The organism is Chitinophaga varians (assembly GCF_012641275.1).
GTDB lineage: Bacteria > Bacteroidota > Bacteroidia > Chitinophagales > Chitinophagaceae > Chitinophaga > Chitinophaga varians_A.
On record NZ_JABAIA010000001.1, the window covers coordinates 2,391,602 to 2,407,071 of the forward strand.

General features: G+C 48.5%; 12 protein-coding genes. 5 read left to right on the forward strand and 7 right to left on the reverse strand.

From position 1 onward, the window contains the following. The first annotated feature begins 259 nt into the window (after window positions 1-259). Window positions 260-3,484, forward strand: coding sequence for a carboxypeptidase regulatory-like domain-containing protein (locus HGH92_RS09685; RefSeq protein ID WP_168870525.1), 3,225 nt, complete (start codon window positions 260-262; stop codon window positions 3,482-3,484). 69 nt (window positions 3,485-3,553) lie between these two features. Here HGH92_RS09685 and HGH92_RS09690 read toward each other — a convergent pair whose 3' ends face one another. Together HGH92_RS09690 and mfd are read right to left on the reverse strand one after the other, a co-directional pair. Next, window positions 3,554-4,264, reverse strand: a complete 711-nt coding sequence (locus HGH92_RS09690; RefSeq protein ID WP_168870526.1) for an SIMPL domain-containing protein — start codon at window positions 4,262-4,264, stop codon at window positions 3,554-3,556. A 185-nt stretch (window positions 4,265-4,449) separates the two neighbouring features. After that, window positions 4,450-7,692 (reverse strand): transcription-repair coupling factor, encoded by a 3,243-nt coding sequence (mfd, locus tag HGH92_RS09695; RefSeq protein WP_317166384.1) that lies wholly within the window; start codon window positions 7,690-7,692, stop codon window positions 4,450-4,452. 289 nt (window positions 7,693-7,981) lie between these two features. Here mfd and HGH92_RS09700 point away from each other — a divergent pair, with 289 nt between their 5' ends. Continuing rightward, the gene (locus tag HGH92_RS09700; protein WP_168870528.1) at window positions 7,982-8,704 is read left to right on the forward strand and encodes a ferredoxin--NADP reductase; all 723 of its coding nucleotides are present in this window, start codon (window positions 7,982-7,984) and stop codon (window positions 8,702-8,704) included. Between the two features lie 3 nt (window positions 8,705-8,707). On the opposite strand, the gene HGH92_RS09705 is transcribed toward HGH92_RS09700, so the two are convergent. From HGH92_RS09705 to dtd, 5 genes are all read right to left on the reverse strand, one after another. Continuing rightward, a complete protein-coding gene (locus HGH92_RS09705) occupies window positions 8,708-9,331 on the reverse strand; it encodes a hypothetical protein (RefSeq protein WP_168870529.1) in 624 nt (207 codons plus the stop codon). Between the two features lie 45 nt (window positions 9,332-9,376). Continuing rightward, window positions 9,377-10,804, reverse strand: a complete 1,428-nt coding sequence (locus HGH92_RS09710) for a glycine--tRNA ligase (protein ID WP_168870530.1) — start codon at window positions 10,802-10,804, stop codon at window positions 9,377-9,379. 80 nt (window positions 10,805-10,884) lie between these two features. Beyond that, window positions 10,885-11,841 (reverse strand): YihY/virulence factor BrkB family protein, encoded by a 957-nt coding sequence (locus tag HGH92_RS09715; protein WP_247654858.1) that lies wholly within the window; start codon window positions 11,839-11,841, stop codon window positions 10,885-10,887. 78 nt (window positions 11,842-11,919) lie between these two features. Continuing rightward, window positions 11,920-12,246 carry a nucleotide pyrophosphohydrolase gene (locus tag HGH92_RS09720; RefSeq protein WP_168870531.1) on the reverse strand — a complete coding sequence of 109 codons (327 nt, stop codon included), beginning with the start codon at window positions 12,244-12,246 and terminating at the stop codon, window positions 11,920-11,922. 55 nt (window positions 12,247-12,301) lie between these two features. Beyond that, a complete protein-coding gene (dtd, locus tag HGH92_RS09725) occupies window positions 12,302-12,754 on the reverse strand; it encodes a D-aminoacyl-tRNA deacylase (RefSeq protein ID WP_168870532.1) in 453 nt (150 codons plus the stop codon). Window positions 12,755-12,849: 95 nt separating this feature from the next. On the opposite strand from dtd, the gene HGH92_RS09730 reads away from it, so the two are divergent. From HGH92_RS09730 to HGH92_RS09740, 3 genes are all read left to right on the forward strand, one after another. Then, window positions 12,850-13,311 (forward strand): hypothetical protein, encoded by a 462-nt coding sequence (locus tag HGH92_RS09730; protein WP_168870533.1) that lies wholly within the window; start codon window positions 12,850-12,852, stop codon window positions 13,309-13,311. A gap of 191 nt (window positions 13,312-13,502) precedes the next feature. Next, window positions 13,503-13,901 (forward strand): alternative ribosome rescue aminoacyl-tRNA hydrolase ArfB, encoded by a 399-nt coding sequence (gene arfB, locus HGH92_RS09735; RefSeq protein ID WP_168870534.1) that lies wholly within the window; start codon window positions 13,503-13,505, stop codon window positions 13,899-13,901. A 33-nt stretch (window positions 13,902-13,934) separates the two neighbouring features. Next, complete coding sequence (locus HGH92_RS09740; protein WP_168870535.1) at window positions 13,935-15,467, forward strand: polysaccharide biosynthesis C-terminal domain-containing protein; 1,533 nt, start codon at window positions 13,935-13,937, stop codon at window positions 15,465-15,467. Window positions 15,468-15,470: the final 3 nt, after the last annotated feature.

Sequence of the window (15,470 nt, forward strand, 5' to 3'; positions counted from 1 at the left end):
TTCGTATAGTCATATGGGTTGTCTTAACAAAATTATTGTTTAAGAACTGTTAAACAATTTTGTCCTGACACCTACTTTGTTGATTGTTAACATTGTTTTCATACAAATTCTTAAACCTGATATTTAATTACCTTAATTGCAGATTAACAAGGTTATTTTAAGATCATTTTAAGTAGTCCTTAACAATTTGGTAATGATGAGTTAACATTCTGGTTGCTTTGGAGTAGTTGTTTTGCACCTGTAAATACTTACAGGCTTTATGAAATCATTTGTCACGCTTTTAGCGAGCATTCTGGTCGTTTTATGTTTTAACAACACACAAGCGCAGATCACCACCTCTATCATCTCAGGTAAAGTAGCCGATCCTGCTGGTCAGGCTATCCCCGGTGTAACAGTGGTAGTATTAAACACCGCCACCGGCACTAAAAACGGTACACAGACCAACAGCGACGGTCGTTATATTGTACCCAACCTTAATCCGGGCGGTCCTTATACTATTACCGTTTCTTTCATCGGTTATAAAAAAGAAGTAAAAGAAAATGTGAACCTGGCACTGGGTACTATCAACTTCAACTTTAAATTACAGGAAGAATCCACCGCGCTGAGCGAAATCGTGGTTACCGGCAACACCGGCAGCAAAACCGGCGGCACCAAAATAGGACAGGAGCAGATCAAAAGCATCCCCAGCCTGAGCCGCAGCCTGCAAGACCTCACTAAAGTAACGCCACAGAGCAATAACAACTCATTCCTCGGTACCAACTACCGTTATAATAACGTGACTGTAGACGGCGCGATCAACAACGACGCGATCGGCTTCAGCCCTTCCCTTGGCGGTCAGAGCTCTACAAGCGGTCAGCCAGGCAGCAGCACCCGTACCAACCCCGTGTCTCTCGATGCGATCCAGGACGTACAGGTATTACTGGCTCCCTTCGACGTAAAAGTTGGTAACTTCCTCGGTGGTAGCGTGAACGCTGTTACCCGCAGCGGTACCAATGAAGTACACGGTTCCATCTACGGTTATGGCCGTAACGCCTCTATGATTGGTAAAAACAACGCCGGCGACGGTTCCAAACTGCCCAGCGACTTCCATGAATACCAGGCAGGCGCCCGTGTAGGTTTCCCTATCATCAAAAACAAATTGTTCTTCTTCACCAACGAAGAAATCACCCGTCGTGTAGACCCGGTGATCCTCGCCGCAGGTTCTGCTGATGGCGGTGGCATCCTCACTGAAAAAGACGCTGCTGACATCACCGCTGTAATGAAATCCTATGGCGTGGATATCGGAACTGCCGGTAACACCAGCATCTACTCCAATTCCAACAAATTCTTCAACAGACTGGACTGGCACATCAACGACAAACATCACCTGTCTCTCCGTAACAATACCATCACCTCCGAAGCTACCAACCTGGAACGTGACCAACAGAACTTCCGTTTCAAAGGCATCGACTTCAAACAGGTGAACAACCAGTCTTCTACTGTTGCTGAACTGAAAAGCAACTTCAACAGCTCCCTCTCCAACAGCCTGATCCTGGGTTACTCCAGCGTTCATGACTACAGAGACCCGCTGTCTGATCCTGCTACTCCGCAGATCCAGATCAAAGGCCGTACCGCCGGTTCCACCATCTTCCTCGGTACTGACCGTGAAGCCAGTATCTTCAACATGAAACAAAAAACCTTTGAAGTAACTGATAACGTAACCATCTTCAAAGGCAACCATACCATCACTGTAGGCACCCACAACGAGTTTTACAACATCACTTATGGTTTCGTAAACTCCTGGAACGGTCGTATCGACTACAACAGCGTTGACTCTTTCCTCGCTAACATGCCTACCCGCGTACGTGGCAACTATAACTACGCCAACAACTCCCGCGATAACATCATGGCCAATCCTCCGGCACAGTTCAAAGTGAACCTGCTGAGCCTGTACGGTCAGGATGAAATCCAGCTGACTGATCGCTTCAAAATCACTCCGGGTATCCGTTTAGACTATACCGGTATCCCGAACAAACAGCCTTTGAGCGACAAAACCACCAAAGCGCCTGTTGATGCAAACTACGGTAACACCTATACGTACACCAAACCTCAGGATATCAGAAACAACTTCCTGAACAATGTGCAGATCTCTCCGCGCTTAGGTTTCAACTATGATATCAAAGGTGACAACAGCCTTGTACTGCGCGGTGGTACTGGTCTCTTCACCGGCCGTATTCCTTTCGCATGGTTAGGTTATGCTTACTACAACAACGGTGTAACTTATGGTGCATACGACCAGCGTTCTACCAAACCTTTCGTAAACGGCCCGATCCCTGCAGCAAAACCTTCTGCCAACGGTATCGCCGACTTCGCAGCTCAGAACGGTGCTAAAGTAAACGATGCTTCCGGTGCTACCCAGGTGGACCTGATCGACAATAACTTCAAAATGCCTCAGGTATGGAGAAGCAGCCTCGCGCTGGAATACAACACCCGTGACCAGTGGAAATTCAGCATCGAAGGTATCTATACCAAAGTTATCAAAGACCTGATGTTCCAACAGATCAACCTGGTCGACAATCCCACCTACTATGCATATGATGTGAATAAACAACAGCCTATCTGGTCTGGTGCCAAAATCAATCCGTTATATACGAATGCTTACCTGTTGTCCAACACCGATCAGGGTTACCGCTACAGCATCACTGCCCAGGTGTCCAAATCCTTCCCGTTTGGCCTGAGCTTTATGGCAGCCTACACTTACGGACAAGCTAAAGACATCACCAACGGCATCCGTAACTCCATGGAGTCTAACTGGCAGCTGAACCAGGCGCTGAACCCGAACAATCCGGCACTGGCTTACTCCAACTTCGACATTCGCAACCGTATCGTAGCTACTGTTGGTTATAAACACGGCTGGGATGCCAAAAACAAATGGGTTTCCAACTTCTCCCTGTTCTTTAACACTTCTTCCGGTTTACCTTATACATATGGTTTCGTAAACGCTACCGTACAGGGAACTCCTCAGCAGGTGAGCCTTGCTTACATCCCGAAAGATGTAGCAGAAGCAACCAACTTCTTTGCTGATGTTAACGGCAAAACGGCTGTTCAACAAGCAACTGAGTTCATGAACTACATCAACGCTGACAAATACCTGAGCGGTCGCAAAGGCCAGTTCACAGAGCGTAACGGTGGCCGCACACCATGGAACACACAGGCTGACTTCCGCTTTAGCCAGGATTTCAACTTCAAAGCCGGTAAAACCATGCACACCCTCACCCTCACTTACGATATCGTGAACGTGACCAACCTGATCAACAAAGACTGGGGTATTCAGTACTTCTCACCGAACACCTTCAATTCCATGGCCAGCGTAGGTGCTACACCAACAGGAAAAGTAGTAAACAACTACCCTGTTCTGAAACTGGAAAATCCGGGATCTCCTTACTCCAAAGACTTCTTTGGTTCCCGTCACCAGATGCAGCTGGGCCTGAGATACAGCTTCTAAGTTCAGATAACAACATAAAAAAAGCCGCAGGAATTAACTCCTGCGGCTTTTTCATTTTTATGATGTAGGTTATTTGATGGTAAATACTGTTCTTACTTCAGCGCGAACTTTGATGGATTTGAAATCAATTTCAGGAGCGCCACCACCTACTGCATCAGCAGATTTGAACATTGCGTTGGACATGATCTGCGGACGGTAATCAGTATAGTTATCGGTGCTGATTTCCTGTACTTCGAGGATACCGTCGATGCTGTTACCGATAGCTGCCAGCATATATTCCGCTTTCTCTTTAGCCGCTTTTATGGCTTTGATTTTTACTTCCTTACGGTACTGGTCCATTTTGCTGGAAGTATAAGAAGCGATGCGGGTGCTTTCCACACCTTCCGCGTCTATAGCGCCCAGGATATCGTTGATTTTATCCAGTCTGGTCAGTTTCAGGCGATATTGCTTGCGGGTCATAAATTCAACCGGATCTTTTTTCTTACGCAGGAAGAACTCGTTGTTAAAGCCGTTCACGTTTTCGATGGTGAGGGTTTCTTTAGGTAATCCAGCATCAGCGATGGCTTTCACCAGTTGTTTTTCCAGGGTGGTGATGTCCACTTTTGTTTTCCCTTTTAAATATTCTCTCAGGGCGATGTCCAGGTTTAACTCATCAGGTGTGATTTCTATTTCAGCAGAACCAGTTACTTCAATTTTCTTTACCTGTTTATTGTCAGCCTGTTGGGCAAAAGTGCTCAGAGCGAAGAATAATCCGGCGGCTAATAACATTACCTTTTTCATGTGTCTTTGTTTTTCTTATTTAAAAAAATTGTTTTCGATGTTTATTACACCCTCATGATGCAGTACAAAACCGTGTTTCCACAAAAGCAGGGGAAAAAATTTTTCAACGGCATCATATAGTCGAATTAAATCATTCGTTTCATATTATGAATGAAACGATTATGCAATAAAAAAGTTACAGAAAATTATTTGCGGCTGTCGGTTATGCCTTTGAGGAAAGCATAGAGATCGTTCATATTACGGATACGGTTTACCACCAGCATAAAGTTTTTGCCTACCTGTTTAAGTTTGGCGTTGTTGGTACGGGTTTGTATATACGTTAATATATGGTTGAACGTAGGTGATTCAAAATAGGGGGAGTCGGGGTTATTGATAAAGTAGCAGCGGAGGTTTTCTTCTTTGAGCATCATTTTCTCGAAGCCCAGCTGAATAGCCATCCAGCGGCAGCGTATCATGGTGAGCAGGTCTTTTACTGGGTCGGGCATGGGGCCGAAGCGGTCTGTCAGTTCATGTTCAAACTGTTGTAACCTGCCATCGTCTGTGGTGTTGTCCAGTTCCTGGTATAGGTTCAGACGTTCCTGGATACTTTCTATATAAGTATCCGGGATCAGTATTTCGAGGTCAGTATCGATTGTACAGTCATTGACGAAGTCTTTTTTCTCTTCCAGTTGTTCTTTAAAGAGATCGCGGAATTCGTTTTGTTTCAGTTCGCGGATAGCTTCGTCCAGGATCTTCTGGTACATATCGAAGCCTATTTCCGCCATGAAACCGCTTTGTTCGCCACCGAGCAGGTTACCAGCGCCACGGATGTCGAGGTCGCGCATAGCGATCTGGAAGCCGCTGCCCAGCTCACTGTGCTGTTCAAGGGTTTGCAGGCGCTTACGGCTGTCGGCCGTGAGTGTGCTCATGGGAGGCGCCAGCAGGTAACAGAAAGCCTTCTTGTTACTGCGTCCTACACGGCCACGGAGCTGGTGCAGATCGCTCAGCCCGAAGTGGTGCGCATTATTGATGATAATGGTATTGGCATTGGGGATGTCCACGCCGCTTTCCACGATATTGGTACATACCAGCACATCGTATTTGCGGTCAATGAAATCGAGAATGACTTCTTCCAGCTGATGGCCTTCGAGCTGGCCATGGGCCGTAGCAATTGCCAGATCAGGGCAAAGGCCCTGTATCAGTGAAGACATTTCCGCCAGGCCTTTTACGCGGTTATGCACAAAGTACACCTGCCCGCCTCTTTCCGTTTCATAATAAATGGCGTCGCGGATAGCATCCTGATTGAAGACCTGTACTTCCGTTTCAATAGGCTGCCGGTTAGGCGGCGGCGTATTGATAATGGAAAGGTCACGGGCACCCATCAACGAAAACTGCAACGTTCTTGGTATAGGCGTTGCCGTTAGGGTGAGGGTATCCACGTTATGTTTCAGCTGTTTCAGTTTTTCTTTGGCAGATACGCCGAATTTCTGTTCTTCATCCACCACCAGCACGCCCAGGTCCTTAAACTTCACGTCTTTGCTCAACAGGGCGTGTGTACCAATGATGATGTCGATCTTGCCTTCCTCCAGCTTTTTAAGCGTTTCTTTTTTCTCTTTGGAAGATTTGAACCTGTTAAGATAGTCCACCGTGCAGGGGAAATCTTTCAGGCGCTCGGAGAACGTTTTATAGTGCTGGAACGCGAGGATGGTAGTAGGCACCAGTACGGCAGCCTGTTTCCCGTCCACGATGGATTTGAAAGCGGCGCGGATAGCGACTTCTGTTTTACCGAAGCCTACGTCGCCACATACGAGACGGTCCATGGGGGCGGGGCCTTCCATGTCCCTTTTCACATCGGCGGTAGCTTTACTTTGGTCCGGCGTATCTTCATACAGGAAGGAGGCTTCCAGTTCTGTTTGCAGATAGGTGTCCGGTGCGTGTGCAAAACCCTGCTGGGCTTTACGCACGGCGTATAGTTTGATCAGGTCTTTGGCTATGTCCTTGACCTGTGTTTTGGCTTTTTCTTTCAGCTTGTCCCACGCGTCGCTGCCGAGTTTGTTGACTCTCGGCTCCACGCCCTCTTTGCCGGTGTATTTGCTGATTTTGTGCAGGGAGTTGATATTTACATACAACAGGTCGTTGTTTTTGTAAATGATGCGGATAGCTTCCTGCATTTTGCCACCGGATTCGATCTTTTGCAAACCGCTGTACACGCCCACGCCATGGTCGATGTGTGTTACGTAATCGCCGGGTTGCAGCTCCCGCAAGGTTTTCATGGTAATCGCCTTGTTTTTGTTGTAGGCTTGTTTTACCCTTGATTTGTGAAAACGCTGGAAGATCTGGTGGTCCGTGTAACAGGCAAGTTTCAGGGAATGATCAATGAACCCGTGGCTGATGGCCACCGGTATGGGGAAGAAGACAAAGTCTGCCTTCAGGTCTTCGAAGATACTGCGCAAACGTTCGAGCTGGCGCGGGTTATCAGCGAATATAAAGAGAGAATATTTGTTGTTGTTATGTTGCGCGAGGTCTTTGATCAGGAGATCGAACTGTCTGTTGAAGACGGGCTGTTCCTGTGTATCAAAGGCGATGGTCGTTGATGCTATGCCTTTCTCCGTGAGGTATTCTTTATTACCGAAAACCACGGTCGTTTTCTCTAGCAGCTGTTCCATGAGGGGAGCGGCTTTTACGAAGTCATCGCTGCTGAGCGCCATGTCTTCGTCATCGTTCACCTTCACTTTCTGACCGGTCAGCAGCCAGTCATCGAGCCGTTGTTCCATCTGTTCCACCACGCCCTGGATGTAAGCAGGGTCTTTCATCCATACTACGGTATTGGCGGGCAGGAATTCCACGAGTGACGTTTTCAGATGGTCTACCGTGTGGGTGTCCATATTAGCGATGAGCGTCACCTGTGTCAGCTTGCGTTCGCTAAGCTGTGATTCCGGGTCAAACAGGCGGATAGAGTCGATATCTTCCCCAAACAGTTCAATACGGTACGGCTTTTCGTTGCCGAAAGAATAGATATCCAGGATACCACCTCTCAGGGCATACTGGCCTGGCTCATATACAAAGTCGGTATGTTCAAACCCCCAGCCTATCAGCTTCTCCAGCAGCGGGTCCACTTTCAGCACGTCTCCTACTTTCAGCTGCACCATATTGGAGCTGAAGGCCTTGCTGCCGGCCACTTTCTCCCAGAGTGCTTCGGGATAGGTGACCAGTACTTTTTTACGGATACTGTCTCCGGAAAATTTCATCAGCGCTTCCGTACGCAACATACTGTGGCTGCTGTTGAACTCCTGGAACTGTCCGGTTTTTTTAAAGGAATCGGGGAAATAGAAAATATCCAGCGCTTGGCTGAGTTCTTCCAGATCGTTCTGGAAATAGGCTGCCTCCTCTTTATCATTCAGAATAAAGAGATGGTTCGCTTCTGCATTGGCCCAGACTGATACTGCCACAAAATTTATTGCACTCCCACTCAGGGAAGAAAGCTGAAAGTATTGTGGGGCGGGTGTTTGAATCCCCTTCACCAGCGTCTGCAGGCGGGCATCACGTTGAAATAATTGTAATACAGCCTGTAAATTCATGAAGGTTGCAAAGATACGAACATTTGTTTATTTGGTTATTTAGAGATTTAATTATTTGTTTTTCGTAACAGCAAAAGAGCCAATGGCACACTGGCCAAATATTCAAATGATAAAATTCAAAATGTTTTGTTATATTCAGTGACACCAAATTCCTTTTTCCATGCAGGAGATCTGGTATACAGGCATCGTCACCCGGCTGTTAGATGAAACACCCAATACAAGGCGTTTCTGGATACGTATACCAGAGCTGGAACGATTTGATTTCAAGCCAGGGCAGTTTGTCACCCTGGACCTTCCCATTCATGAAAAGAAAAACAAGCGCTGGCGCAGTTATTCCATTGCATCCCATCCGGACGGCACCAATGAATTTGAACTGGTGATCGTGCTGCTGGAGGGAGGTGTTGGCAGCACCTATCTTTTCAATGAGATCAAAGAGGGGAGCACCTTACAGGTAAGAGGCCCGCTGGGCATGTTCACCCTGCCGGCAGACATGGAAAAAGACCTGTTCCTGATCTGCACCGGTACTGGCATAGCGCCGTTCCGTTCCATGGTGCATCATATACAGCTGCATCAGCTGCCACATCCCAATATCCATCTGATTTTTGGCTGCCGGTACGAACAGGACCTGCTGTACGCTGATGAAATGCGGCAGCTGGACAAGGACATGCCACGCTTTCATTACATCCCCACGCTGAGCCGCCAGGAAGACTGGGCCGGCAAAAAAGGCTACGTACACAGCATCTACGAGGAAATCCTCGCCGGCGACAAACGGCCCGCCAACTTCTACCTTTGCGGCTGGAAAGCCATGATAGATGAGGCACGGCAGCGCATCACCGCTATGGGGTACGACCGCCATGACATACATCTTGAGCTGTACGGATAAAGCTTAGAAACAATAGCCGAAACCTGTGTCCATATTAGGGGTTACCTGATTGGAAGAAAACATCAGCATAGCTCCTATCCTGAATATAAAATGTTTATTGATAAAATGCCGCCGGCCTCCGATTGACAACCACCCCAGAATAGTGCGATCCGAAGCCCCTTCTTCAAACCAAAGCGAGTCGCCAAACATGTAAGTCATACCACCACCCACTTCCAGGCAGTTCCTGTCCGGATCAGGCAGGGCGAACACATAATTAATACCTCCAAAGAGAGTGGGGCGGTCGGGAACGGAAAAGCCGTGTGTAATTGTACTGTCCCGGATTGTTCTTCCCGCCGGGACACGTTTATGAGAGTACCATGTTTCCTCATAACGAGGCACGATACCGGCGCCTACGCGCATTCCCCAACCAGTTCTTTTTCCATTAAAACGCGTATCATAGTTAACGCCAATACCGCAGGCAGGCCCGAACAGCGTGCCATACACGACATGCGGCCATTTCTTAGGCAAATAAACCGGTTGTTCTTTGCGGGGGCGGGAATGAAGGGTGGAGTCCCGGGGCGTGTTTTGGGCAGAAAGGGAAATACTGCAAAACAAAAGGGCCACAGTCGTTACAGTTCGTATATGCATAGGGGTAAGGGATATACGAATTAAACGGCTGTGGCCCCTGATATGTTACATGATCTTGCTCAGAACAATGTTTTTCACTTCTGTGAGCGGAACGCGTTCCTGCTCCATGGAGTCACGGTAACGGATGGTAACGGTTCCGTCTTCTTTGGTCTGGTGGTCAATGGTCACGCAGAAAGGCGTACCGATGGCGTCCTGACGGCGGTAACGTTTGCCAATACTATCTTTTTCCTCGTAGTAGCAATGGAAATGTTGTTTACACTCATTTACGAGTAATTGCGCGACTTCCGGCAGACCATCTTTTTTGGTCAGCGGGAACACCGCCAGTTTGATAGGCGCCAGTTTCGCGGGGAACTTCAGTACCACGCGGCTGTCCTGCTTTTCCGGTGTGCTGAGGTCCTGCTCTTCGTAAGCGTTGCAGACTGTCAGCAGGAACATACGATCCAGACCGATAGAGGTTTCTATCACGTAAGGCACGTAGTTCTGGTTTATTTCCGTATCGAAATACTGGATTTTTTTCTTGCTGTATTCCTGGTGTTGTTTCAGGTCGAAGTCAGTACGGGAGTGGATACCTTCCACTTCCTTAAAGCCAATCGGGAAGTCGAATTCGATGTCCACAGCGGCATCGGCGTAGTGCGCCAGTTTCACGTGGTCTTTGAAACGGTATTTGGAAGGATCGGTGCCGAGGCTCAGGTGCCATTGCATCCTTTCTTCTTTCCATTTCTCATACCATTCTTTCTGTGTGCCAGGGCGTACGAAGAACTGCATTTCCATCTGTTCAAATTCACGCATACGGAAAATGAACTGACGGGCAACGATTTCATTACGGAAGGCTTTACCAATCTGCGCGATGCCGAAAGGCACTTTCATCCTGCCGGTTTTCTGCACGTTGAGGAAATTCACGAAGATACCCTGTGCAGTTTCCGGACGCAGGTATATTTCGCTGGCTTCGTCAGTAACACTGCCCAGCTGGGTGGAGAACATCAGGTTAAACTGACGGACGTCTGTCCAGTTGGATGTCCCGCTGACAGTGCAGCTTATCTTTTTCTCTTCGATCAGGGTTTTCAGGCCTGCGAAGTCATTTTCTTTCAGGAGCTCGTCCATTTGGGCCAGCACGGCGTTGCCTTCTGCTTCAGGCAGCGTTTCAGCATACGCTTCAATCAGGTGGTCTACCCGGTAGCGTTTTTTGCTGTCCTTGTTGTCGATCATGGGATCGCTGAAGTTGTCCACGTGACCGGACGCCTTCCAGGTGGTAGGGTGCATAAAGATGGCCGCATCAATCCCCACGATGTTCTCGTGCAGCTGGGTCATGCTTTTCCACCAGTAGTCCTTAATATTTTTTTTCAGCTCGGAACCGTACTGACCGTAGTCGTACACCGCGCTGAGCCCATCGTATATTTCGCTGGACTGAAAAACAAAACCGTATTCTTTACAGTGCGATATGATCGCCTGGAATTTATTCTGATCTGTAGACATAGTCGCGCAAAGATAAATGCCAATTTTGAAAATATGATTGTAATTATTTTATTATATATATCTAACTAAGATAAATATTTTTACCCCTCTTCCACCGCATCAACGGGGGCTGGGGGCTCATGAGGTACTTCTATTTGTTTTACCCAGACAGCATAATCATTGGGGTAGATCTCTCTTCCGGAGTGCTTTATGTATTGGCGGGTAAAAACCGCTCCGAAATACAGGATGGCTGCGGAATAGTATACCCATAACAGGATAATGACCACAGAACCTGCCGCCCCATAGGTAGAGCTGACCTTGCTGGCTCCCAGGTAGTAGCCGATGGCGAATTTACCGATCATAAACAGCACGGCCGTCGCCACAGCGCCCACCCGCACGTCTTTCCATTTGATCCGCGCATCGGGCAAGACCTTGAAGATGATGGCAAACAGGGTGGTGATCACCAGGAAAGGCACTACCAGGTTGGCCACATATACGATGAGGGTGGTGGTCAATTTAGTAGGGATAAGCTGTGTCAGTACATTCTGAAACAGCTCCACCAGGCCATTGACAGCCAGCGATACCAGCAAAATAAAGCCCATGCTGACTACCAGCGAAAAAGACAACAATCTGTTGATGAGCATACGCAGCAGGCCGTTTTTCTTGGGCTTCGATTTCAGTCCCCAGATAAAATTGATAGAATCCTGTATTTCTGCAAACACACCGGTGGCGCCAATGATCAGTGTCACAAAACCCACCATGGTGGCCCAGCTCATATCGTTGGACAGGGTAGCGTTGCGGATCATGGATTGTATCTGGATGGCCGCCTCGCTACCAACCAGGCCTTGTATCTGGCCATATATACTGCCTTCCACCGCTTCCTTTCCAAGGAACAGGTCACAGAAGAAGATGATGATAATGAGCATGGGAGCTACGGAGAAGATAGTATAATAAGCCAGCGCGGCGCTGAGTTTCAGCACTTTATCGTCTATAAAAGCACTGCCGGACGCCTTTAGCACCGTCCAGTACAGTTGTATTTTTCCCATTGTTTTATTCATGCTGCAGGTTTTTACCCACAGGAAGCAAAAAGCATGCATAGGCATTTGCTTCCTGTGGCATAGGCGTAGTGCGGGTGATTATTTCAGTTTAGGATTGTTGGTATGCCGGGTAGCGTCCCGGATATTTTTTTTGTCGAAGTTTTTCTCCAGTGCCACGGTCATGTCTATGCCGGTTTGATTGGCAATACATAACACCACCCACATGACATCGGCCAGTTCATCGGCCAGTTCCCTTTTTTTGTCACTGTCTTTAGCAGACTGGTCGCCAAACTGCCTGGCCATTACACGGGCCACTTCACCTACTTCTTCCGTGAGGATGGCCATATTGGTCAGCTCACTGAAATAGCGTACCCCGGTAGTGTTGATCCAGTTGTCGATTTTTTCCTGTGCTTCCTGTATAGTCATGGATAATGAATTGTAGTGTTTAAAGATAACGGATTGCAGGCATAATGGTTTTATGTTATTCCCGCTGGTGGGTGTCTATAATAATAGTGACCGGCCCATCGTTGAGCAGCGCTACTTTCATATCAGCGCCAAAGATGCCGCGCTGGATGGTGGTCCCAAGGTCCTGCTCCAGCTGTACGATCATTTTTTCATACAGGGGGATGGCCACGTCCGGTTTACTGGCACGGATATACGAAGGCCTGTTGCCTTTTTTCGTAGAAGCGTGCAGGGTAAACTGGCTGACCAGCAGTATGTCAGCATGCATGTCTTTTACGGAAACGTTCATTACGCCGGCATCATCGTTGAAAATGCGCAGGTTGACGATCTTGCTGCTCAGCCACTGGATATCTTCCGGGCCGTCAGCATCTTCAATGCCCAGCAAAACCAGCAGGCCCTGCCCGATCTGGCCGGTGATAACGCCATCCACTGTGACAGATGCTTCGGATACCCGCTGTATAACTGCTCTCATATCAAATTCCTGTTTTAATCAGGCGGAAAATTAAGACAAACCACGGTAACATTTCCTGCTTTTGTACGCTTAACAGATACCAAAATCTATTGTTTATGCCACGTATTTTACCAGGTATCCTGTTAGTCGCCCTGCTGGCAGGCAGCTGCAGCCGTAAGGACAAAACTCCCTGTAACAGCAATGACATTGCTACCCTGAAGGCGGCCATCGGTTTCCCGTTCCGGTTGACCGATCCGCAAACCGGCGCAGATCTCGTCACCGGCCCGGGAGCCACTATTCCGCTTGACAGTGTACGATTTATCCGGCCCAATGGCCAATCCGGCTTCTGGGTGGAAAAGGCCACCCGTCGTAACAGCGTTACCTATCTCCAGGGACCTGCCGCGCCAAACATGGTGCTTGAAGTTGGCCAAACCGGCAAGGTCGTGCAGTTGAAAATAAATATGGTATTCAGGCAGGTTGCCTGTTCCTCCGAACTTACCGGCGTTACCGTCGGGGATAACGCTGTACCACTTAAAAAAGACAGCACTGACGCTTATCTCATTCCTTTTTCCCGGTGATCTTTTTCCTACTGTTCATTTCAGCCAGTCAGCCACAGGCAGTCCTGGCTTTTTGTGATGTGCCATCCATTATGCTTACCTTCGGAAACTCCTTTTCGTTGTTTTCAACGTTACAACCCGGGACTTTCGGCCGCGGAATTGATTTTGCCGGCCAATTAACGTAAATTTGCATTACAAAAAAGAATCATACAATGAACATTAATGTTACACCTGAGCTCACCTTCCGAACGGCCCGCAGCGGCGGTTCCGGCGGACAGCATGTGAACAAGGTGGAAACCATGGTGGAAGGTGCTTTTAACATTGAAGCCTCCGCCTTGTTAACCCCTGAGCAGAAACAACTGCTCCATGAGAAGCTGGCCAACCGTATCAATTCGGAAGGCATCCTACAGGTAAGATCACAGACGGCCCGTACCCAGCTGGGCAACAAACAGGAGGTTATTTTCAAAATAAATGACCTGGTCAACAAAGCACTGGTCCCCCGCAAGAAAAGAATAGCCACCAAAATACCCAAGGCGGTAGTTGAAAAAAGGATACAGTTCAAGAAGCGGTTGTCTGAGAAAAAACAGCTGCGGAGAGGCAATTTTGAATAACGGCAATTGTATTTTGCATAAAATTTTTAGGGTTTGAGCATCAAGAAACTGGCAGGACAGACGGTTTATTACGGGTTGAGTAATATTGTGAGCAAGCTGCTCAATTATTTCCTGACGCCTTTTTACCTCGGCATTTTAAGCAGGGCCTCCTTCGGGGAGATGTCTAACGTATATGCCTATATCCCTTTCGCCAATATTGTGCTCACTTATGGTATGGAGACGGCCTTTTTCAGGTTTGCCAAACAGGAAAACAAATCCCATGTGCTGGGCACGTCCACCATATCCCTGCTGATATCCACGATATCCATCACTATCCTGCTGTTGCTGCTACGGGGGCCGGTGATCAATTCGTACACCGGGGAACTGGCCGGGCTTACCGGGCATCCGGCGTTTTACACCTACATCGTGCTGCTCATGGCCTTTGACGCGCTGACAGCCATCCCCTTTGCGCAGTTGCGGCTGGAAGGCCGCCCGGTGCGGTATGCCGCCATCCGGGTAGCCGGTATCCTGACTACTATCTTTTTCAATATCTTTTTCCTGGTCATCTGCCCCAAACTGGCTGCAGCCGGTCATCAGTGGGTACCGGGCCTGCATAACGGCAGCGACCAAACGGGATATATCTACCTCAGTAATATGCTGGGCAGCGCGGTCACCCTGGTGCTGTTCCTGCCGCAAATACGGCAGATAGAATGGAAGTTTGACCCCGCGCTCTGGAAAAAGATGCTCCATTACGCCCTGCCGCTGATCATTGTAGGCATGGCCGGCATGGTCAACGAGACCTTTGACAGGGCCTGGTTCCTGCCACAGTTCCTTCCCGGCAACAATATGGAGGCCAAAAAAGAGATCATCGCCCTGTACAGCGCCAACTACAAGCTCGCCATACTGATCACCATGTTCATACAGGCGTTCCGGTTAGGGGCGGAGCCTTTCTTCTTTAAGCAGGCGGAAAGTCGAGACCCTCAAAAGGTATATGCCAGGATTATGAAGCTGTTTGTAGTGATGCTCTGCTTCATGTTCCTCTTTGTAAGCCTGTACCTCAATGTCTGGAAGATATTCCTGCGGGTGCCCTTCTACTACCAGGGCATGCGGATAGTGCCCGTGCTGCTGCTGGCGAACATGTTCCTCGGCATTTATTACAACCTGACTATCTGGTTCAAACTCACCGACCGTACCAAGACCGGTGCCATCATCACCCTGATCACGGCTGTACTGGCTTTCCTTCTTAATTACTGGTGGATACCCGTAATGGGCTACTATGGGGCCGCACTGGCCACCATGGTCTGCTATTTCGTGCAGATGGTGGTCTGCTACGTATGGGGGCAGCGTTATTACCCGATACCTTACCATCTCCCTAAACTGATCACCTACATCGGGCTGGCCGTGCTTACCTACTATGTGTTCAGCTGGCTGAATGCCAAAGTGCTTTCCCCCGGCGATATCTATGCCATGAAGCCTTTATCCCTTGCAGTGGCCACCTTGTTGTTTGGAGCCTATGCATGGTTTATCTTCCGGATGGAGAAAAAGGAGTTCGCCCGGATGCCGTTTATCGGGAAATACATTAAATAGGCA